This is a genomic window from Rugamonas rubra (assembly GCF_900114705.1).
GTDB lineage: Bacteria > Pseudomonadota > Gammaproteobacteria > Burkholderiales > Burkholderiaceae_D > Rugamonas > Rugamonas rubra.
This window is the reverse complement of sequence record NZ_FOTW01000011.1, coordinates 110,075-131,468: the sequence shown is the minus strand read 5'-3', so window position 1 is coordinate 131,468 and position 21,394 is coordinate 110,075. Positions and strand designations below refer to the sequence as shown.

General features: G+C 68.5%; 12 protein-coding genes. 4 read left to right on the top strand and 8 right to left on the bottom strand.

The features are described from left to right. Positions 1-92 precede the first annotated feature (92 nt). From BM252_RS12610 to BM252_RS12570, 7 genes are all read right to left on the bottom strand, one after another. On the bottom strand, positions 93-956 hold the full coding sequence (locus tag BM252_RS12610; protein WP_093387886.1) for a FecR family protein: 864 nt from the start codon (positions 954-956) through the stop codon (positions 93-95). Next, positions 925-6,540, bottom strand: a complete 5,616-nt coding sequence (locus BM252_RS31655) for a two-partner secretion domain-containing protein (RefSeq protein WP_245774228.1) — start codon at positions 6,538-6,540, stop codon at positions 925-927. Before BM252_RS31655 ends, BM252_RS12610 begins: the two co-directional genes overlap by 32 nt. Before the next feature lie 27 nt (positions 6,541-6,567). Continuing rightward, a complete protein-coding gene (locus tag BM252_RS12590) occupies positions 6,568-8,160 on the bottom strand; it encodes a ShlB/FhaC/HecB family hemolysin secretion/activation protein (protein ID WP_093387885.1) in 1,593 nt (530 codons plus the stop codon). Positions 8,161-8,546: 386 nt separating this feature from the next. Beyond that, positions 8,547-8,936 carry a HepT-like ribonuclease domain-containing protein gene (locus tag BM252_RS12585; RefSeq protein ID WP_093387883.1) on the bottom strand — a complete coding sequence of 130 codons (390 nt, stop codon included), beginning with the start codon at positions 8,934-8,936 and terminating at the stop codon, positions 8,547-8,549. Further along, positions 8,933-9,223 (bottom strand): nucleotidyltransferase family protein, encoded by a 291-nt coding sequence (locus BM252_RS12580; RefSeq protein WP_093387882.1) that lies wholly within the window; start codon positions 9,221-9,223, stop codon positions 8,933-8,935. The genes BM252_RS12585 and BM252_RS12580 overlap by 4 nt, the downstream gene beginning before the upstream one ends. A gap of 44 nt (positions 9,224-9,267) precedes the next feature. Beyond that, positions 9,268-11,556 (bottom strand): CHASE2 domain-containing protein, encoded by a 2,289-nt coding sequence (locus BM252_RS12575; protein WP_093387880.1) that lies wholly within the window; start codon positions 11,554-11,556, stop codon positions 9,268-9,270. Positions 11,557-11,592: 36 nt separating this feature from the next. After that, positions 11,593-13,209, bottom strand: a complete 1,617-nt coding sequence (locus tag BM252_RS12570; RefSeq protein ID WP_093387879.1) for an HD family phosphohydrolase — start codon at positions 13,207-13,209, stop codon at positions 11,593-11,595. A gap of 395 nt (positions 13,210-13,604) precedes the next feature. On the opposite strand from BM252_RS12570, the gene BM252_RS12565 reads away from it, so the two are divergent. The 4 genes from BM252_RS12565 to ycaO all read left to right on the top strand — a co-directional run bounded on the left by BM252_RS12565 (position 13,605) and on the right by ycaO (position 20,205). Then, positions 13,605-14,501, top strand: coding sequence for an MBL fold metallo-hydrolase (locus BM252_RS12565; protein WP_093387877.1), 897 nt, complete (start codon positions 13,605-13,607; stop codon positions 14,499-14,501). 222 nt (positions 14,502-14,723) lie between these two features. Further along, positions 14,724-17,072: a GspE/PulE family protein gene (locus tag BM252_RS12560; RefSeq protein WP_093387876.1), complete on the top strand. Its 2,349-nt coding sequence runs from the start codon at positions 14,724-14,726 to the stop codon at positions 17,070-17,072. 152 nt (positions 17,073-17,224) lie between these two features. Further along, positions 17,225-18,085: a transposase gene (locus tag BM252_RS12555; RefSeq protein WP_093387874.1), complete on the top strand. Its 861-nt coding sequence runs from the start codon at positions 17,225-17,227 to the stop codon at positions 18,083-18,085. A gap of 386 nt (positions 18,086-18,471) precedes the next feature. Further along, entirely contained in the window at positions 18,472-20,205 is a 1,734-nt protein-coding gene (ycaO, locus tag BM252_RS12550) for a 30S ribosomal protein S12 methylthiotransferase accessory factor YcaO (protein WP_093387873.1), read from the top strand. A 145-nt stretch (positions 20,206-20,350) separates the two neighbouring features. Here ycaO and BM252_RS12545 read toward each other — a convergent pair whose 3' ends face one another. After that, positions 20,351-21,361: an inorganic phosphate transporter gene (locus tag BM252_RS12545; protein ID WP_093387871.1), complete on the bottom strand. Its 1,011-nt coding sequence runs from the start codon at positions 21,359-21,361 to the stop codon at positions 20,351-20,353. Positions 21,362-21,394 lie beyond the last annotated feature (33 nt).

Here is a 21,394-nt window from a genome sequence, read left to right as displayed (position 1 = left end):
TAGCATCAACCATCCCATGATAGGAAGGTCAAGCGTTTTCTAGCGTGCGGGGCGGCGGGGGCGTGCTGCGCGCCCGCCACCACCCACCCCGCTCAGCGTACTTCGCAGTCGACGGTTTTTGCTTTGTTGCCGCCGTTGGCCGCGCTGCCGTTGGTGGGCGCGCTGAAGGCCGCCGGCGGCGTGAACTGGATGCCGGGATTGGTCGGCAAGAGCACCGGCGGCGCCTTGAACGAGGGGGTGAAGCCGAACTGGCCGGCGCTAAAATTGCTCGTGCCGGCGGGATTGGCCACATGGATCAGGCCGTCGATCACCTGCACGTACAGGCCGGGCGCCCGCGCCCCCGGCGACGGCGGCAGCGGCCCCTGTGCCAGCAACAATGATGGCAATGGCGGCAGCGGCCGCAGCGGCATCAGCGGCGCGGCGTCGCTGCCGCCCAGTGCGGCGGTGCTGGCCATGCGCCAGGCCTGGCGCGCGGCGACACTGACCTCCGCCTCGGGCTCCCACTCGGCGATGAAGGTGGTGCCGCGGATGCCGATGGTGGCGCTCGGCGTCTTCAGTTCGAAGCGCTCCTTGCTGCGTTTGCCGAGCAGGCCGGTCAGCGAGCGCAAGCCGCCCTTGACCAGGCTGAACGAGGCGGCGTCGCCGCCCGGCTTGCCGGCGTCGAAGGAGAAGTTGTCGATCTTGAAGGTGGTGCCGGGCTTGAGCGTGATCTCGCTGTTGTCGATGAACTTGACTAGGGCGTAGGTGTTCTTCTCCGTCACCAGGGTGTCGCCGCTCTCCACCTCGGACTTGAGCGAGAGGATCTTGACGGCGCCGTCGGCCTTGCGCGCCAGCAGCGGGCCGCTCAGCTGGGTCACCGTACCGGCGACCTGGGCCGCCAGCGCCAGCGAGCCGCAGCAGCACAAGACCAGCAGCAGCCAGGCCCTAATTGCAATACATTTTTTTAACTGGTTCATTTTTCGTTCCGGTTTTTTCGTTGCTTGCGGTTTCTTTGGTGTCCGATTTCTTGTCGGACTTGCTGTCGTCCGGCGTGCTGGCGGTGGCGGCGCCGCCGCTGCTGCCGGTGCCGCCGCCGCTGCTGCTGCCGGAGCCGGCGCCGGACGAGCCGCCCTGGCCCAAGCCCACCGGAGCGTCATAACGCGGCGTGCTGGCGGTGACGGTCTTGATGATCTCGTTGCCGGCCAGCTGCACCGGCTTGACCGGCTCGCTGGCCGTTGGCGGCGACAGCACCTGGCACAGCGCCGAGTTCGGCGCGATCGTGCAAATGTCGGCCGACGGTGGCGGCGTGGGGGTGGGGGTCGGGGTGGGGGTTGGCACCGGTGTTGGCACCGGTACCGGCGTTGGTACCGGGGTTGGTACCGGCGTCGGCACGGGCACCGGCGTTGGCACCGGCGTTGGCACCGGCGTTGGTACTGGCGTTGGCACTGGCGTGGGCACGGGCGTCGGGACCGGCGTTGGCGTCGGCACCGGCGTTGGCGTCGGCACCGGAGTCGGGGTCGGCTCGGGGGTCGGCGTGGGGGTCGGGTCCGGCGTCGGCGTGGGGGTCGGCGTCGGCGTGGGGGTCGGCGCCGGCACGTTTTGGTTCGGCGCGCTGCTGACCTGGCCACTGCTGCTGTGCACGGTGCTGTTGGTGACGCCGATGATGCTGTGGCCGGCGGCCAGCGCGATGTTGCCGCTGCCCGAGGCAACACTGCCGGAGATGGTCAAGATGTCGTCGGTGGCGTTGCTCGGCCCGCCTGCCGTCAGGTGGATGTTGCCCGACGTCGAGGTAACACCGCCCAGCACGGTCAGCGGACTGTGGGTTTGCACGGTGATCGCGCCGGCGCCGGTCTTGATGCCGTCGCCGACGGCGACGACCACGCCGCCGGTGTTGTCGAGCGTGATGGCGCCGTCGTTCGGCGTCGTCACGTCGGTCTGCCACAGCTTGTGCACGAGCAGCTCGACCGGCCGCCCCTCGGCCTGGTGGTGCGGGTTGTTGACGTTGGTGATGTTGATCGTCGCCGTGCTGTGGCCGCCGGCCTTGTTCTCGGCCGTCAACTCGGACACCTGGGTCAGCAGCGGCGCGGCGGCCGTGCCGATGCCCTGGGTGGCGTCGAGCGTCAGCGCGGCGGCGGTGATACTGCCGCCGGGCACGATCGAACCGTCGGCGCGGGTGATGGCGCCGCTCAGCGCGCCGCTGGCGATGGCCAGCGACACGTTGCCCTGCGAGTAGACGCCGTCGACATCGTACGACTGCGAGTCGGCATTGCCGCCGCCGATCAGGCGGGCGATGGCCAGGCTGCGGTTGTTGACGAAGCTGAAGTGGTTGCCGTTGCCGCTCTGGTGCGCCGCCAGGTTTTGCACCTTGTTGCCGGTGTTGACCAGGCTCACCGTGCCGTTGGTCTCGATGCCCAGGTCGCGCACCTCGATCGGCCCGCTCTGGCTGATCTGGCCGTTGCCCAGCAGGCCGATGCGGGTGGTGGTGGCGTTGCGGTCGGTCGACGCGCTGACGCCGACGGTGATGCCGGCGACGTTGATGTCGCCGGTCAGGATGTTGTTGTCGGTCGAGCCGATGCCGACGGTGGCGGCGTTCAGGCGCGACAGGTCGGTGATCGACAGGCAGGGGCCGGTGGCGCAGGCGGCGCCGACGACGATGCCGCGCCCGCTGGTGGCGGGCGACATGCTGACCAGGTTGGCGGTGACGGTGTCGCCGATGCTCAGCTCGTTTGACTTGAGCTTGAGCACGTCGGTGGTGATCGCCTGGCCGATGGTGATCCTGCCCTGGCTGGTCAGGCTGAGCACGCTGGCCGGCATCGACAGCGTGCCGAGCACGTCGAGATTGCCGTCGGCCGCGATGTGCAGCTTGGCGGCGCTGATGCTGGCCAGGCCGGCGCTCGACAGGCGCAGCTTGTCGCCGCTGGCCGTGTCGGTGCCCAGTTCGGCCGCCATGCCGGCGGAGCGGGTGGCCAGTTCGACCACCCCGCCGGTGGCGAGGATGCCCTGGCCGGCGCTGCCGCCGAGCACAATGTTGTCGCCGCGCAGGGAGACGTAGGACGCGCTCAGCATGCTGTTGTTGCTCAGCACGCCGCCCGCCTCCAGGCCGATGCCGCCGCCGGTGGTGATGGCGCCGCCCACCGTCAGGTTGCCCTCCGTTTGCAGCGTCAACTTGTGGGCGGTGTTGGCCGCGCCGCTCAGGTCGAGCGCGCCGACCACGGCTATGCCGCCGGTGTGGCCGCTCTGGCCGATGCCGATGCCGGCACCGGTGATGGTTTTCAGCATCGTGTCGGTCAGCGCCAGCCGGCCGCCCTCGCCGTCGCTGGCGGTGGCGCCGAGCTCGATCGGGCGGCTGTTGCTGTGGGTGACGAAATTGACGCTGGGGTAGAAACCCTCCGCGGCGCTGTACGGCATCACGCCGTGCACGGCCGCGCCGGAATCGAGCACGACGCGGTCGGCGTGGAAGGTGATGTTGGCGCCGGACACGCTGGCGCCGCTGGCCAGGCTGATGCCGCCGCTGCCCGTCGCGCTGAGTGTGGTGTTGCCACCGGTGACGCTGGCCGCGCCCGGCGTGGTGCTGTTGCCGACCACGATGCTATCGCCGCTCAGCTGCACATTGGCGCCGTGGCTCGACAGCGCCTGCTCGACCTTCAGCTGGCCGCTGGTGCTGATGTTCAGGTAGGTGTCGTTGTTGTTGTTCAGGCTGACCGCGCCCAGGGTCAGCGCGCCGAGGTTGCTCAGGCTGAGCAAGCTGACGTTCTCCGCCGTCAGCGCGGCGATCTGGTTGGAGATGCTGCCCAGGTGGACCTGGCCCGCCGTCAGCAGAGTCAGCTGCGGGGTCACCACCGGCGCATACGGGTTCTGCTCGATCGAGCCGGCCGCCAGGGTGACGCCGGTGGCGCCGCTGATGCCGCTGAACTCGCTGCCGCTGTCGACCGTCAAGGCGCCGCCGGTTTTGAACTGGAAGGCCCCCTCGGTGCTGTGGCCGGACACGTGGCCCACCGTGTTGTTGCCGTTCAGCGTGACCGCCGCGCCGATGGCGGACAGGCTGGCGGCGTTGATCGCCGCGCTTTGCGTGATGGCGCCGCCCTCGCCGATGGCGTGCAGGGCCAGCGCGCCCTGCAGCGTGACGGCGCCGTTGACGGCGATGCTGCCGCCCGTCAGGCTCAGCTTGCTCTGCGCGCTGCCGCCGCTCTCGCCCAAATTCAGCGTGCCGACCACGGTTAGCGCGCCGTAGTGGCCGCCATAGCCGCCGATGGCCAGGTTGGCGCCGCTGCTGGTCTTCAATTCTGCCTCGCTCAGGCCGAGCACGCCCGTGCCGTCGACGGCGCCGTTGCCGACGTTGATGACGCTGGCGCTGGCGTAGGTGTCGAGCTTGACGGTGGCCGCGCTCAGGGCGCCGCCCAGCGTCATCTGGTCGGCGCGCAGGGCGATGCTCGGCGCCTGCAGCTGCGCGCCGCCGCCCACCGTCAGCACGCCGCCGCCGGCGATGGCGCCCAGCGTGGCGTTGGCGTCGCCCAGGGTGATGTTGTGGTTCAGCGTGATGGCGGCGCCGCTGATCAGGTTCAGGTCGACCAGGTCGTCCAGGCCCAGGTTGGCGGCGCTGGCGATGGCGCCGGCGCTGCCGTTGCCCAAGGTCAGGGTGTGGCTGGAAATGCCGCTCAGCTCGCCCGACTCCAGACCCAGCGTGCCGCCGGCCTTGCCGCCCAGCGTGATGGCGCGCCCGCTCGTGAGCGGCGCCAGGGTGACGCTGCCGCTGCCGCTGTTGCCGCCGGCGTCGATGCCGTGGCCCAGGGTCATGTTGTCGGCCAGCAGGGTGGCGCTCGCCACGCCGCTGATGTTGCCGTTGCTGCCCACGACGATGCCGCCGTTCGCCTCGCTCGCCGTCACGGCCAGCGCGCCGCCGCCCAGCGTCAGCGCGTCGAGAATGCTGACGTTGCTGCCGCTCAGGTTGAGGTTGCCGCCGCCGCTGGCGATGGCGCCGCCGGCGTTGATCGTCAACGCGCCGCTGCCGTGTTCGCTGCCGCCGGCGTCGTTGGCGCGCAAGGTGATGGCGCCGCCGGCGCTGCTGATGGCGGCGTTGACGTTGATGTCGTTGCCGGCCAGCGCCGTCAAGCCCGTGCCGGGGTTGACGATCGTCACGGCGCTGCTGAAGGTGATGTCGTGGTTGGCCTGCAGCACCACGTCGGCGGTCGCGGCCGACAGCAGCGCGGCGTTCACCTGGCTGGGGCCGGTCGACGGCGGATTGGCGAACAGCGCCACGTCGGCCAGCGAGGCGCTGCCGTTGGCGAGCACCACCTCGATGTCGTAGGGGTCGAGCAGCCAGCGGCCGCGCGCGCCGGCCGGCGCGCCGGCGTCGACTCTGGCGCCGGCCACGTCCAGATAATGGCCCGAGGTTTCCACCAGGCCGCCGTTGCCGCCGGCCGCGCCGCCGCGCGCCGAGATGGCGCCGTGCATGCGCGTGGCCGCGTCGCCCCACACCACCACCTTGCCGCCGTCGCCGCGCGCCAGCGCGTCGGCGCGGATCTGCGCCGCCGGCGCGACGAAGGTCTGCTGCGCGTTCTGCACAGCCGCGTTGGCGCCCTGGTAGTCGCCGCCGACCAGCACGCTGCCGCCGCCGGCCGCGCCGCTGGCGTCGACCAGGGCGTTGCCGTTCAGGCCGACCTGGCGGCCCAGCAGCTCGATGTGGCCGCCCTGCCCCGCCGCGTTGACGGCGCTGGTGCTGCTGCCGGCCTCGAGCAGCGTGCTGCCGCTGGCCTTGAGGATGATCTGGCCCTGCGCGCCGCGCACCGCCGTGTCGGCGTTGATGCTGCCGCGCTGGCTGACCAGCGCGCCGTAGATGCCGACCCGGCCGCCGCTGGCGACGATGGCGCCCAGGTTCAGGGCGCGGTCGGCCGGCGCCGCCAGCAGCACGCGCACGTCCGGATTGCTCGAGTCGACCAGCTGCACGCTGCGCCCGGCCGCCAGCACCACCTCGCCGTTGGGCGCGGTGACCAGGCCGTTGTTCTCCACCTCGGGCGCCAGCAGGAAGATCTGGCCGCCGCCCGGCGTGGTGATGGCGCCGGCGTTGGCCACCTTGCCGGCGTTGGCGCCGGCGACGAAGTTGTTCTTGCCGGCCAGGAAGTCGGCGTTGGAGATCGCCAGGCTGGAGGCCACCAGGCCGTTGACGTCGACCCGCGAGTCCTTGCCGAACAGCACGCCGTTCGGGTTGATCAGGAACACCTTGCCGTTCGACTGCAGCGCGCCGAGGATCTGGCTGGGGTCCTGGCCGGTGATGCGGTTGAGCACCCGGCTGTCGCCGCCCTGCTGGATGAAACGGGTCAGCTCGCCCGGATTGATTGAAAAGCTCTTCCAGTCGATGATGGTGTTGGGCGTGTTGGTGATCGAGAACAGCGCGCCCTGCTGGTTGAACGTGGCCTGGCCGTGCACCACCTGCGGCGAGACGGGGTTGGCCTGCGCCGTGCTGAAGCAGGCCGCCACCACCACCGCCAGCAGTTTGCGGCGCAGATGCAGGGAGGCCGCCGTGTTGGCGGACCGGAGGGGGTGCTGGCTGTAGAGGTTTTTCATCATCGTGTCCTGGTGTGGCCGGGCCGCCTAGTAAGACAGGCCGAGGCGCAGATGCAGACGGTTGGCGTCGGCGCGCGCGGTGGCGCCGGCCCGCAGCACATGGCCGTAGTCGATTTGCAGATTGAGGTTGTTGCCGACCAGCCAGCGCAGGCCGAGGCCGGCGCTGGCGATCGAGGTGCTGTCCAACTCGCCCGGCAGGGCGTGGCTGCGGCGCACCCAGGCGTTGTCGTAGAAGGCCAGCAGGCGGCAGTTCCAGCCCTCCCTGCCGGCGCACAGGTTGGGCGTGTAGGCCTCCAGGTTGGCGCCCAGGCCGCTGTCGTTGGAGATCTCGCGCTCGGCGAAGCCGCGCACCGAGCTCGAACCGCCGGCGCCGAACTGCTCGCCGGGGATCAGCGCGTCGGCGCTGTACTGGCCGTTGACGATGGCGCGCAGCTGCCAGTCGCCGGCCAGGGCGCGGCTGGCGCTGGCGGCCAAGCGCAGCGCCGTGTAGTCCGCCCTGGCGCCGGCGCGCGCCAGCGTGAAGGCGCCTTGGCCGCCGTTCGCGCCGCCGGAAATGTTGCGCAGCAGGGTCAGCGAGGCGCTGGCCTCGCCCTTGTCCAGCGTCCAGATGCCCAGGTAGCCCAGGCTCAGCGGGCGCACCGTGACGTCGTTGCCGAGCTGCTGGCCGAGCAGCTCGACGCTGTTCTTGAAGGCCTTGTAGTCGACGCCGTAGAGCAGGCGCGACTCGTAGTTGCCGCGCTTGGCCAGGTTGTGGGTGTAGCGCGCGCCGTACACCGCGCCCTTGCCGCTGACGGCCAGGTCGAACACGCCGGCGCTGACGGTGCCCGAGTCGACGTTCGAATAGCTGGCGTACAGGTCGAGCGCGTCGCCCAGCGCGTACAGGGGGATGTGGTAGCCGGCGCCGTACACCTTGACCCGGCTGGGGTGTTCCAGCGTGGTGGTGTATTGCAGGCTGGCGACGTGGTCGCGGCCCCACAGGTTGGCGTGCTGCAGCACCACGCCGGCGTGGGTTTTGCCGGTCTGCTCGCTGCCGGTGTTGTCCAGGTTGAGCATGGCCTTCCAGCGGCGCTCGTCGGCCACCTCCAGCACGGCGTCGACCTCGTCGTCGCGCTCGCCGCTTTGCAGCTTCAGGTTGACCTTTTTGGCCGGGTTCTCGTTGGCCAGCCTGAGCTCGGTGGAAATCTGTCCCAGGTCGGGCACCTGGCCCTCCCGCAGCGCCGGCAGGCTGCGGCGGATGTTGGCCTCGTCGAAGTGCTGGTTGTTCTTCACGCCGACCCGGCCGATGCTGGTCTGCACCACCTTGAAGCGCACCACGCCCCGGTTCAGCTCCTGCTCCGGCAGTTCGACGGTGACCACCTTGTAGCCGCGCGCGTGGTAGGCCGCCTCGAGCGCCTCGAGGGCGCGCTGGACGTCGCCGAAGTCGCGCTCCTTGCCGGTGTAGCGGGCCAGCAGCTGCTCGATCTGCGCCGCCGGCAGCAGGGTGTTGCCGCTGACGTCGAAACGGCTGATGTCGAAACGGATGGGCGCGTCGGCCCCGGCGCTCCAGCCCGGCGCCGACGCGGTGGCCAGCAGGGAGCCCGCGAGCAAGCTCAGCAGGTGCAGTGTCAAATGTCGGGTCATGGATTTTCTTGCGCTGTGGATGAAGTTGCCTGCTCCGATGCTAGCATAGTGGGGCACGGAAAAACCCCTCCCGCCTTGCATTTAGTGTCCAGAGGCAACACTTTTCAATTGTGACGAAGCGCTTGCGCCATCTCAAAAACAAGGCGGCCGGCGACGCCATGCTGCTGCGCGCCTGCTGCGGCGCGAGGAAGCGGCCCGGCGGCTTTGCCGGGCGGGACGGGCCGCGGGCACGGCCGAGTCCTGCCGGCCGGCGCCATCGCGCAAAACTAGCCCGGAGGAAATTGTTGTTAGCCGGAGTCTAGCCTGCTTTGCCCGCCTCGCCAGCAACTTCCGTGCGATCCCCGGGTTGTCGAGGCAGACGCACTGCGGGCGGCGCGGCGATATGACTACGGCCTCGGCCTCGACATAGCGTTATCGTTTGACAAGTCATTTGCCAACGTACTCACTAATCTTCGCAATCCTGGCAGGTCGTTCTGAATCGTCTTCCAGACGATTTCGAAGTCCACCTTGAAGTAGCCATGTGCCACCGCGTTACGCATTTGGTATGCGAAAGCCAACGGCAATTCTGGATGGCTCGCCGCGAAGTCGGGGAAATGTCGCTCCACGTTGTTGCTCGCTTCGCCAATGATTTCAAAATTGCGAATCACGGCGTCTTGCACCAGTTCGTTGTTCAAAAACGTCAACTCGTCCATCAGTTCGGTATAGCGACCGACACGCTCGATGGCTTGGAGAATATGCGCCAAGTAATCAACCAGCCGTTGCTGGTCGCGGCTCATACCGGCAACGCCTCGGCAAGCACGGCGAAACGGAATTTTTCGGGGAGCGACTTCGGCGTCAACACGTCGACAGGAACGCCCAGCAGTTGCAACAACTCGTGCCGGATGGCGCCGATATCGAACAAGGTCGTTTCAGACGTCGGGTCGATCAGGATGTCGAGATCGCTGTTCTCGGTGTCGTTGCCATGTACCACGGAACCGAAGACGCGGGCATTGCCGGCGCGGTGAGACGCGACGATGCGCCGGATGGCTTCGCGATGCAGTTGCAGGGCAATGGATGGCTTCATACAAGTTTCCCTTCAATCAGCCTTAGCATGCCGCCAATCTTACCTCACTTGGTGTCGAAGGTGGTCACGCCGTCCCAGCCGGGGCCGGGCGGGTGGGCGCGCAACCACGCCACGCGGCCGGCGTACAGCGCGTACAGGCCGCGCTCGGGCGCCGCCGCGCCCAGCTCGGCCAGCAGGCGCTCGGCCTGGTCCCAGTCCTGCGCCCGCACGGCGGCCAGCGCCGCGTCCCAGCGCGCCAGCTCGGCCAAGGTGGCGGCGTCGAGCTGGTCCGCCGGCGCCAGCGGCTCGTAGATGGCGACCGGCTCGTGCTTGCCCTTGACGCGCACCAGGTCCAGCTCGCGGTAGGCGAACTCCGGCGCCGCCGCCCGCGTCGACTCGCCCACCGCGATGCCGACGCCGTAGACCTTGGTGATGCCCTCCAGCCGCGAACCGAGGTTGACCGCGTCGCCCATCACCGTGTAGGCGCGGCGGATCTTCGAGCCCATGTCGCCCACGTGCATCAGGCCGCTGTTGACGCCGATGCCGATCCTCAAAGGCGGCCAGCCGCGCGCGATGAAGTCCAGGTTCAGCCGCGCCGCGCTGGCCTGCATCAGCAGCGCCGTGGCGACGGCCCGGCTGGCGTGGTCGGCGAAGGCCACCGGCGCGCCCCAGAATGCCATGACGGCGTCGCCGATGTACTTGTCGAGGGTGCCGCGGTGGCTGTCGCGGATGTCCTCCGACATCGCCGTCAGGTACAGGTTGATGTATTCGCGCAGCGCCTTCGGCGTCAGCCCCTCGGAGATGGTGGTGAAGCCGCGCACGTCGACGAACAACACGGTCAGCTCGCGGCTCTCGCCCTCCATGGTGTATTTTTCCGGGTCGTCGGCCATCTCGGCGACCAGCTCGGGGGCGACGTACTCGCCGAAGCGCGACACCAGCGCGCGGCCGCGGCGCACCTCGAAGAAATAGCCCCAGGCCAGGTTGACGATGAACAGCGCGGACACCAACAGCAGCGCGGCGGCCATGTTGAGCACGGCGTCCTGCGCGCTGTACAGGTAGTAGTTGAAGCCGACGACGGCGGCCGTCGCCGCCAGCGCCAGCAGCACCGAGGGCAGCGGCGACAGCACGGCCAGCGCCGCCGTCAGCAGCAGGCCCAGCGCCACCACCTGCAGGAACTCCAGCGCCAGGGCGTAGGAGGGGCGCGACTTGAAGCTGTTGTCGAGGATCGACTTGATCAGGTTGGCGTGCACCTCGACCCCCGGGTACTCGGCGTTGACCGGGGTGGCGCGCACGTCGTTGAGGCCGGGCGCGGTGGTGCCGACCAGCACGATGGCGTCCTTCAGCAGGGCCGGCGCGACCTTGCCGGCCAGCACGTCGGCCGCCGACACGTAGCGGAAGGCGCCGCCCTCCGGTCCGCCCCGGCCGCGGAACTGCACCGTGGTGGTCAGCCCCTCGCCGACCGGGATGCCGATCTGCCCCCTGCCGCGCGGGCCGTCGACGAACAGGCTGATGTAGTCCAGGCCGCCGTTGTCGAGCTCGGCGGCGGACAGGCTGTCGGCGGTCTCGTCGAAATACGGCGCGATGGCGCGCGCGTTCAGGTAGACGGCGCAGACGGCCAGCGACAGCGAGGGGTAGTAGCCGTCGCCGATGCGCTGCAGCAGGGTCGACGAGCGCACCACGCCGTCGCCGTCGGTCATCGCCGTGAAGATGCCGGCGCCGCGCGCGGCCTGCTGCAGGCGGGCGATGTTGGCCTCGTAGCCGCGCGCCGTGTAGGCGCTGACGGCGCGCCCGTTGAGCCCGGCGACGGTGAAGGCCGGCGCCGGCAGCACGCCCTTGAGCTGCTTGTCCGACACGTTGTAGCCGAGCACCACCGGGCGCCCGGCGATGGCCGCCGCCAGCAGGCCGTCGTAGTCCAGCTCGGCCTTCAGCCCGGCCAGGCTGGCCTCGAAGCCGGCCACGTCCTTGAGCCGCCCCTGCGCCAGGCGCTGCAGCACGGCGTAGCCGGACGAGGTGTCCGGCTCGGGGAAGGAGATGTCGAAGCCGATCGCGCCGGCCTGGTAGTGCCCGGCCAGCCGCGCCACCAGGCGCGCCATCACGTCGCGGCTCCAGGGGAAGCGGCCGACCTCGCTCAGGCTCTTCTCGTCGATGTCGACGATCACCACCCGCGGGTCGAGCACGGCCGGCTCGAGCCGCATGCGCTGGTCCGACAGGAAGGTGTCGAGGTGGGCCGGCGCCGCCAGCGGCAGGTAGTCCAGCGTGTACAGCGCCGCCAGCGCGGTCAGCAGCAGGCCCAGCGCCCAGCGCGCGCCGTGCTTGCGCAGCCGCTTGGCCCAGCGGGGCGGGATCAGGCGCAAGCGGCCTCCCCTGTCGTGTGCGGACGCGCCATCGGGCTAGGGCCGGTAGCCCGGGATCAGCGCCTCGTCGACGGCGTCGATCTGGCGCGGGTCCATGTTCTTGTCGGCGAAGGCCTGGTACACCTTGCGGCGGATGAAGATGTCGAACAGGTCGGGGTCGATGTGGCCGTTCAGGCTGAAGTTGCCGAGGATGCGCAGCGACTCCGACAGCGTCTTGCCCTTCTTGTAGGGCCGGTCGCGCGCCGTCAGCGCCTCGAAGATGTCGGCGATCGCCATCACCCGCGCCTGCACCGACATCTGCGCCTTGACCAGGCCGCGCGGATAGCCCTTGCCGTCCATCCGCTCGTGGTGGCCGCCGGCGTACTCGGCGACGTGCTGCAAATGCTTGGGCCAGGGCAGCGCCTCGAGCATGCGGATGGTCACCACGATGTGGTTGTTGATCACCTTGCGCTCCGCCTCGGTCAGGGTGCCGTAGCGGATCGTCAGGTTGGCCACCTCCTCGGCCGAGAGGAAGTCCTGCTCGCCGCCGTCCGGGCCGCGCCAGCGGTAGGCGGCGATCTCGCGCACGCGCTGCTGGTCGGCCGCCGCCATGCCCTCGCCGCCGATGTTGGCCTGGCGCAGGAAGTCGCGGTCGCCGTCGAGCTGGGCCAGGCGCGCCGCCAGCCCGGCGGCGCAGCCGGCCGGGTCGGCGCCGCCGCACTGGGCGCGCAGCGCGGCCAGCTCGGCGTCGCGGCGCAGCACCTCGAAGCGGGTGTCGATCATGCCGATGCGGTCGAAGATGGTCTCCAGCTTGGTCGCCTTGTCGACCACGTGGACCGGCGTGGTGATCTTGCCGCAGTCGTGCAGCAGGCCGGCCAGCCACAGCTCCTTGCGGTCGGCCTCGCTCATGCGGAACTCGGCCAGCGGCCCGCTCTCGGTGTCGTGCACCGCCTCGGCCAGCAGCATGGTCAGCTCCGGCACGAACTGGCAGTGGCGCCCGGTGTAGGGCGACTTCTCGTCGATGCCGATGTTGATCAGGTTGACCAGCGACTCGAGCAGCTGCTCGAGCTGCAGGATCAGGCGCTGGTTGGTGATGGCCACCGCGCCCTGCGCCGCCAGCGCCTCGATGAAGCGCTGGTCGGTGCTGGAGAAGGCGTGGATGGCGCCGCTCTCGCCGTCCTTGGCGTTGATCAGTTGCAGCACGCCGACCAGCTCGCCCTCGTGGTCGGTCATCGGCACCGTCAGGAAGGACTGCGAGTGGTAGCCGTAGTGCTGGTCGAACGAGCGCATGCCGGAGAAGTTGAAGACGTCGGCCTGGTAGACGTCCTCGATGTTGACCGACTGGCCGAAGTTGGCGGCGTAGGCCGCCACCGAGGCCAGGTTCTTCTCGCCGGCGGCGTCGTACAGCGGCACGCCGGGGATGTCGACCGCCGCGCCGCTGGCGCCGCCCAGGCGCAGGCCCAGGCTGTCGTTGACCGAGATGTGGAAGCACAGCTGGCGGCCGTCGGCGCTGGGGCGGTACAGGGTGCCGCCGTCGGCGCCGGTCATGCCCTTGGCCACCAGCAGGATGCGCTCGAGCAGCGAGTCGACGTCGTGGCCGCTGCCCAGCTCGACGCTGAGCTCGGTCAACAGGTCCAGCCGCTCGGCGATCCGGATGTGGTTCAACTCTTGCATGGTGGTGATCGTGCCCGTAGAGGTGGGGAAGCGGCCGCGGATTTGACAAATCGCAATCCTAGACATGCTGATGGGAAGTGTAGCCGCAGCGCAAGCGCCTGTACATCGACAATTGCGCCGGCCGGCGCCGGCGGCCGCGAAATGTCGCTCGACATGTCGCAATTTGCCACCGAATTCGCCCCTGTTGTGCCGCACGCGGCCGCGCCGGACGGACCGACTGTGCCGGGCCGGGCGCAGTTTGCCCGCAGGCGCGGCGAAAAAGAGGCTATGATCGGGGGGATCGCGCCTTGCCTATTCCACCATGTTGATGCGGCGGGGCCAACAGATCGGGCCGCCCGCGTGGCGGCACCCACAACGATAGAGGGAACGGGCCGCATGGGCGACAGGGACACAGCATGAAATTCAAATTTTGGGGGGTGCGCGGCTCCATCCCCTCGCCCGGGCCGCGCACCGCGCGCTACGGCGGCAACACCACCTGCATCGAGGTGCGCAGCGACGACGGCACCTTGATCGTCATCGACGGCGGCACCGGCATCTTCGCGCTGGCGCAGTCGCTGCTGGCGCGCGGCCGCGCGCCGGTGCAGGCCAACATCTTCATCACCCACAGCCACTGGGACCACATCCACGGCCTGCCCTTCTTCTCGCCGCTGTTCATCCGCGGCAGCCGGGTGCGCCTGCACGGCGCCACCGACCCGGTGACCGGCAACGGCATCGAGCACGTGATGGGCGTGCAGTTGCAAAACAGCTACTTCCCGGTCAGCGAGACGCAGATGGACGCCACCATCGAATACACCACCCTGGCCGTCGGCGCGCCGATCGCCGTGGGCGACGCGGTGGTGCACAACGTGCTGATGAACCACCCGGTGACCGACCTCGGCTACCGGGTCGAGTGCAACGGCCGCTCGCTCTTCTTCACCGGCGACCACGAGCCCTTCTACAACATCCACCCGCCCGGCCACCCCGAGCACGCCGCCTACCAGGCCCACATCGAGCAGCGCAGCGCCGCCATCGACGCCGTGGTGCGCGGCGTCGACGCGCTGATCGTCGACTGCTCCTACACCCGCGAGGAGTATCCGGCCAAGCAGGGCTGGGGCCACGGCACCTTCGACGCGGCGCTGGCGCTGGCGGCGCGCACCGGCGCCAAGCGGCTGTACTGCACCCACCACGAGCCGACCCGCGGCGACGACGAGCTCGAGGCGGTGTTCGCCGACGTCATCGCCCGCCACGCCCCGCTGCCCGGCGGGCTGCAGGTGTTCCTCGCCTACGAGGGGCTGGAGGTCGAGCTGCACTAGTGCAGTGTTACGTTCTTGTTGGCGCATAAAAATGCGCCTTTGCCAGCCATGCGTCGTTGCAAATCCTCGCGATAGCCCGCTATCGCTCCGGTGTGCGCCTAGCCTGGCGGGCAAACGCATCATTTTTATTTGCGCCCCCAAGAACGCAACACTACACAATCCGGGCCGCCGGTCGGGCCTTTTCCGCATCTTGTCGCGCCTTCCCTGCCAAGGAGTGCCAGCATGAACGACACCGCCAACCGCGTCCCGCCCAGCGAGCTCGACCTGCGCCTGGCCTTCCTCCAAAAGCTGCAGGCGGTGAGCACCAAGATCCACGCCACCCGGCAGCTCGACGAGATCATGCTCGACCTGGGCATGGAGTTCTGCGACCTGTTCAACTGCGAGCGCTTCACCCTGTACGCCATCGACGGCGAGCATATCGTCTCCAAGGTGAAGACCGGGCTGACCACCTTCCGCGACCTGAAGCTGCCGATCGGTCCGCACAGCATCGCCGGCTACGTCGCCCAGACGCTGCGCACCGTCAACCTGGCCGACGTCTACGACGAGGCCGAGCTGCGCCGCCACTCGACCGAGCTGCGCTTCCAGCGCGGCGTCGACCAGCGCACCGGCTACCGCACCCGGCAGATGCTGGTGGCGCCGCTGCTGGCGGTGCAGTCGCACGAGCTGCTCGGCGTGGTGCAGTTCATCAACCACCGGGGCGGCGGCCCCTTCCCCGCCATCGCCGTCGACGGCGTCGAGCAGTTGTGCGACACGCTGTCGGTGGCCCTCAGCCAGCGCCTCGGGCCGCCGCAGCTGGTGCGCGGCAAGTACGACGGGCTGGTCGCCGAGGCGCTGCTGTCGGCCGCCGAGCTGGAGCAGGCCACCCGCACGGCGCGCCAGCAGGGGCGCGACATCGAAGAAGTGCTGGTCGAGCAGTTCCAGCTCAAGCCGGCCGCGCTGGGCCGCGCGCTGGCCGGCTTCTACGGCGTGCCCTACGAGCCGCACCGGGCCGAGCGGCTCAAGCCGGTCGAGCTGCTGCGCCACCTGAAGCGCCAGTACATCGAGGAGAACGGCTGGCTGCCGCTGGAGGACGGCAAGGACGGCCTGCTGGTGGTGGCGCTCGACCCGGAGCGGGTGGCGCAGGCCCACATCGTCAAGCAGATCTTCCCCAAGGCCAAGGAGCACTACCGCGTCACCAGCGGCCGCGAGTTCGGCCAGATGGTCGAGCTGTTCTACGGCGCCGCCGCCGACTCGGGCAGCGTCGGCGACCTGCTGTCGGGCATGGACGGCGACGACGAGGAGGACGGCGGCGGCGGCGAGGTGTCCGAGGCGGTCGAGAACGAGCTGGTCAAGCTGCTCAACAAGATCATCGTCGACGCCTACCGCCAGGGCGTCTCCGACATCCACATCGAGCCGCTGCCGGGCAAGGGCAAGACCGGCATCCGCTTCCGCAAGGACGGCACGCTGGTGCCCTACATCGAGATCCCGGCCAGCTACCGCAGCGCGCTGGCGGCGCGCGTCAAGATCATGTGCGACCTCGACATCTCCGAGCGGCGCAAGCCGCAGGACGGCAAGATCAAGTTCAAGAAATACGGCCCGCTCGACATCGAGCTGCGCGTCGCCACCATCCCCTCGGCCGGCGGCGTCGAGGACATCGTCATGCGCATCCTGGCGGCCGGCGAGCCGATCCCGCTCGAGCAGCTCGGCGTGCTGCCGTTCAACCTGGCGCGGCTGCGCGGCGCCATCGAGAAGCCCTACGGCCTGTTCTTCGTCTGCGGCCCGACCGGCTCGGGCAAGACCACCACGCTGCACTCGGTGCTGCACCACCTGAACACGCCCGAGACCAAGATCTGGACCGCCGAGGACCCGGTCGAGATCACCCAGAAGGGGCTGCGCCAGGTGCAGGTCAACCGCAAGGCGGGGATGGACTTCGCCACCGTCATGCGCGCCTTCCTGCGCGCCGACCCGGACATCATCATGGTCGGCGAGATGCGCGACAAGGAGACCGTCGGCATGGGCATCGAAGCCTCGCTGACCGGCCACCTGGTGTTCGCCACCCTGCACACCAACAGCGCGCCCGAGTCCATCGTGCGCCTGCTCGACATGGGCATGGACCCGTTCAACTTCGCCGACGCCCTGCTCGGCATCCTGGCGCAGCGGCTGGCCAAGCGCCTGTGCGGCGACTGCAAGCAGGCCTACCAGCCGGACGCCGCCGAGCTCGAGCTGCTGCTGGACGAATACTGCGAGGAGCTGCTCAACACCGCCGCCTTCCAGGCCGACGCGGCGGCCGGGCGCGGCGCCGTGCTGGCCGGCTGGCGCCAGCGCTACGCCGACCGCGACGGCCGCTTCACGCTGTACCGCGCCGTCGGCTGCGCGGCCTGCAACAAGGGCTACCGGGGCCGCGTCGGCCTGCACGAGCTGATGCTCGGCACGGACAAGGTCAAGCGCCTGCTGCAGGAGCACAGCCGGGTCGCCCAGCTGCTCGCCGCCGCGCTCGAGGACGGCATGCTGACGCTGAAGATGGACGGCATCGAGAAGGTGCTGCTGGGCATCACCGACATCAAGATGGTGCGGGCGGTGTGCATCAAATAGTCCAGCGGGAATGAGGTCACAAGTTGTGACCTCAGAACGGCGGGGTCAGTGCCGACATTCGGACACGAGCTCGACTGTAGCTAAGAATCCAAACTGCCATTTCCCTGAGCTGGATCACCTCCGCCAGCTCGGCCTACAGTTAGGCTCACACAATGACCCGACCTCTCAGACTGGAATTTCCCGGCGCGCTATACCACGTCACCTCACGGGGCGATCGTAGCGAGGACATCTATTGCGATACCGGCGACCGATACGCCTGGTTAGAAATAATGGGATTGACCGCCGCAAGATTTAACTTCGTGGTCCATGCCTACTGCCAAATGGGCAACCACTACCATCTGTTGCTTGAAACCAGGGAAGGAAACCTATCACAGGGAATGCGGCAATTGAACGGCCTGTATTCGCAGCACTTCAACCGACGTCATGGGGTAGTCGGCCATCTTTTCCAAGGGCGCTATAAAGCCATCCTCGTTCAGAAGGACAGCTACCTATTGGAGCTGGCGCGCTATATCGTGCTGAATCCTTTGAGGGCGAACGTGGTGAAAAAACTGGGCGACTGGCCATGGAGTAGCCACCATTTCACGATGGGTCGCACAGCCGCACCCACTTGGCTGAACACCGACTGGCTACTCAATCAATTCGGCGCGTCCCGCCAGGAAGCCATGTCGGCCTATGAGAATTTTGTTGTTGCGGGCCACGGCCTATCCAATCCCCTGAACAAGACTTCTCACCAAGTACTCTTGGGCGACGAGGCCTTCATCGCGCACCATCGCCAACCGCCACAGCCAGATCTCATTCGCGCAGTGTCCAAAGTGCAGAGACGTTCACTCGCTTTGCCGCTGGGCGAGTACGAGAAGAAGTACGCCAGTCGCGACGAGGCGATGGCCCAGGCATACTATTCGACCGCCTTCACCATGCGGCAGATCGGCGAACAATTCGGTGTGTCATACAAGACGGTTGGCCGCGCCGTACAAAAATTCGAAGCGCTACTGGCATCCGAGCGCCATTGTTGAGGTCGTGTCCGAATGTCGGCACTGACCCCGCCTTACGCGTCCGCCGTGTCCGGGTCTTCCTGCGCGACAATAGTTGTGTACTCAAGCTTTTCCATGCCGCCAACATAGCGCAGAATTGCCCTTGCGACAAGGTCGGGCCGGCGCCGACGGCCTGGACGCACGCCCCGCCAAATCGCCGCGCCCGCTGTCGCGCAAGCGCCGGCAATGGTATGCTTCGGGTGAGCAGCACGCGCATCCGCATTGACCACCCTGCCCAGCGGCACGCGCCGTTCCGGGCCAGCAACTAGCCTCCGCCATGCCCGACGCGCGCCACCGGCGTCACTGTTCCACCCTATCGCCGGGCGCCCCGTTCGCGCCCGCCCGTCCCTTCTTTACGAGACGTCTTGATGACTACTGAAACCTTTATCCCCGGCAAAGATGCCGCCCTCGAAACGACCATCGCCACCATGCAGGCCAAGCTGGCCAAGCGCGGCTTCAAGCTCAACGAGTCGTCGCTGCTGCACGAGGTCGACGGCATCTGGTCGACCCACATGAAGGACAGCGAGTGTCCGATGCTGTTCTCCAACGGCAAGGGCGCCACCGAGCTGGCCGCCCGCGCCAGCGCCTACGGCGAGTTCTTCGAGCGCCTCGGCACGCACTACTTCTGGACCCACTTCAACCTCGGCGCGACCCGCGCCGCCCGTCCCTTCGTCCACTATCCGCAGGAGAAATGGTTCCAGCCCGGCGCCGACGGCGAATGGCCGGCCGAGATGCTCAACGCCGAGCTGCACGCCTTCTACAACCCGGACGGCGAGATCGACGGCAGCGTGCTGGTCGACCTGAACTCGGGCAACGTCGAGCGCGGCATCTGCGCCCTGCCGTACAAGCGCCTGCGCGACGACAGCACCGCCTACATCCCGGTCAACATCATCGGCAACCTGTACGTCAGCAACGGCATGGCCGCCGGCAACACCGTCAAGGAGGCGCGCAGCCAGGCGCTGTCGGAGATCTTCGAGCGCGCCATCAAGTACCGCATCATCGCCGAGGGCCTGTGCCTGCCCGAGGTGCCGGACGACGTCGTCGCCCGCTACCCCAACATCGCCGCCGGCATCGCCGGCCTGCGCAAGGCCGGCTTCGGCATCCTGGTCAAGGACGCCTCGCTGGGCGGCAAGTACCCGGTGATGAACGTCACCCTGGTCCATCCCAAGGACCAGGGCGTGTTCTCCAGCTACGGCGCGCACCCGCGCTTCGAGATCGCGCTGGAACGCGCCATGACCGAGCTGCTGCAGGGCCGCGCCCTCGACTCGCTCGAGGGCTTCCCCGAGCCGGGCTTCGACATGAGCGAGATCAACGCCGTGGCCAACCTGGAGATCCACTTCGTCGACTCGAGCGGCGTGATCAGCTGGAACTTCATGAGCGACACGCCGGACTTCCCCTTCTGCGACTGGAACTTCAGCAGCACCACCGACGAGGACTACCAGTGGCTGGTCGACGCCGTCCACGCCGAGGGCAAGGACATCTACGTGGCCGACTTCAGCGAACAGGGCGCCTACAGCTGCCGCATCCTGGTGCCGGGCTTCTCGGAGATCTACCCGGTCGAGGACCTGGAGTGGGAGAACAACAGCATCGGCAACGAGCTGCGTCCGCTGCTGGTGCGCCTGCACGATCTGAGCGTGCAGGAATGCACCAGCCTGCTGGCCGACCTGCAGACCTCGAACCTGAACGACGAGCGCCCGCTGTGGGAGATCCTCGGCCTGGCCATCCCGCTGGGCACGCCGTGGAAGCAGCTGCGCATCGGCGAGCTGAAAACCCTGCTGGCCCTGGTGGTGGGCGACCAGGAGGCGATCCTCGAGGGTTGCGACTGGATCCACCACTTCAAGGACCTGGCGCCGGCGCGCCGCCTGGTGTACCGCTGCGTCGAGGCCATCGTCAAGCTCGACGAGGACGACGAGTCGGAGAACTACACCCGCTCGCTGGCCCTGCTGTTCGGCGCCGAAACGCTGCAGCTGGCCGAGGCCCTGCTCGACGGCAGCGAGCGCTTCTTCGGCCTCGACACCCTGGGCCCGGACTTCGAGGGCAGCGCCATGCACCAGACCCTGCTGGCCGCCTACGACAAGCTGTTCGCCGCCGACGCGGCGTAGTTCAGCGCCGAGCCACCGGCACGGAATCAGGGTCAGACCCTAGGGTCTGACCCTCAATGCCGCCGCCGGCACATGGGCGCGCAGTAAAAAAGGGAGCCGAACGGCTCCCTTTTTTCACGTCCGCCAGCGGCGGATGGACAAACAATTACATGATGTGGTGGCCGACCCACCAGGCGATGGCGGCGACGAAGGCCGAGGCCGGAATCGTGAACACCCAGGCCCAGACGATGTTGCCCGCCACGCCCCAGCGCACCGCCGACATCTTCTGCGCCGAGCCGACGCCGACGATGGCGCCGGTGATGGTGTGGGTGGTCGACACCGGCACGCCGAAGAAGCTGGCCATCAACAGGGTCAGCGCGCCGCCGGTCTCGGCGCAGAAGCCGCCCACCGGTTTGAGCTTGGTGATCTTCTGGCCCATGGTCTTGACGATGCGCCAGCCGCCGAACAGCGTGCCGAAGCTGATCGCCGCGTAGCAGGAGATGATCACCCACAACGGCGGCGACTTGTCGGCCACCGAGCTGTGGCCGGCGGCGATCAGCAGCATCCAGATGATGCCGATGGTCTTTTGCGCGTCGTTGCCGCCGTGGCCCAGGCTGTAGCTGGCGGCCGACACCAGTTGCAGGCGGCGGAACCACTTGTCGACCCGCCGCGGCGTCGAGCGCACGAAGATCCACGAGACGATCAGCATGATGATCGAGCCGAAGATGAAGCCGAGCAGCGGCGACAACACGATCCATTCGACCGTCTTGAGCAGGCCGCCGCCGGCCAGCGCGCCGGTGCCGGACTTGGCGACGGCGGCGCCGACCAGGCCGCCGATCAGCGCGTGCGAGGACGACGAGGGGATGCCGTAGTACCAGGTGAACAGGTTCCAGACGATGGCGCCGACCAGGGCACCAAAGATGACGTACTGGTCGACCACGCCGGGGGCGATGGTGCCCTTGCCGACCGTGGCGGCGACGCCCAGGCCGACCACGAAGATGGCGATGAAGTTGAAGACGGCGGCCATGGCGACGGCGGCCTGCGGCTTGAGCACGCCGGTCGAGACCACCGTGGCGATCGCGTTGGCGGCGTCGTGGAAGCCGTTCATGAAGTCAAACACCAGCGCCAGGGCGATCAACAGGCCGAGGACGTAGATGCTGATTGTGAGGGTGTGCATGGATTATTCTTTTCGCTTGGACAGATTCGGGGG

Coding starts and splice junctions, on each gene's coding strand:
- BM252_RS12610 (WP_093387886.1), bottom strand. CDS start 956: ATGAACCAGTTAAAAAAATGTATTGCAATTAGGGCCTGGCTGCTGCTG.
- BM252_RS31655 (WP_245774228.1), bottom strand. CDS start 6,540: ATGAAAAACCTCTACAGCCAGCACCCCCTCCGGTCCGCCAACACGGCG.
- BM252_RS12565 (WP_093387877.1), top strand. CDS start 13,605: ATGAAATTCAAATTTTGGGGGGTGCGCGGCTCCATCCCCTCGCCCGGG.
- BM252_RS12570 (WP_093387879.1), bottom strand. CDS start 13,209: ATGCAAGAGTTGAACCACATCCGGATCGCCGAGCGGCTGGACCTGTTG.
- ycaO (WP_093387873.1), top strand. CDS start 18,472: ATGACTACTGAAACCTTTATCCCCGGCAAAGATGCCGCCCTCGAAACG.
- BM252_RS12590 (WP_093387885.1), bottom strand. CDS start 8,160: ATGACCCGACATTTGACACTGCACCTGCTGAGCTTGCTCGCGGGCTCC.
- BM252_RS12580 (WP_093387882.1), bottom strand. CDS start 9,223: ATGAAGCCATCCATTGCCCTGCAACTGCATCGCGAAGCCATCCGGCGC.
- BM252_RS12555 (WP_093387874.1), top strand. CDS start 17,225: ATGACCCGACCTCTCAGACTGGAATTTCCCGGCGCGCTATACCACGTC.
- BM252_RS12545 (WP_093387871.1), bottom strand. CDS start 21,361: ATGCACACCCTCACAATCAGCATCTACGTCCTCGGCCTGTTGATCGCC.
- BM252_RS12560 (WP_093387876.1), top strand. CDS start 14,724: ATGAACGACACCGCCAACCGCGTCCCGCCCAGCGAGCTCGACCTGCGC.
- BM252_RS12585 (WP_093387883.1), bottom strand. CDS start 8,936: ATGAGCCGCGACCAGCAACGGCTGGTTGATTACTTGGCGCATATTCTC.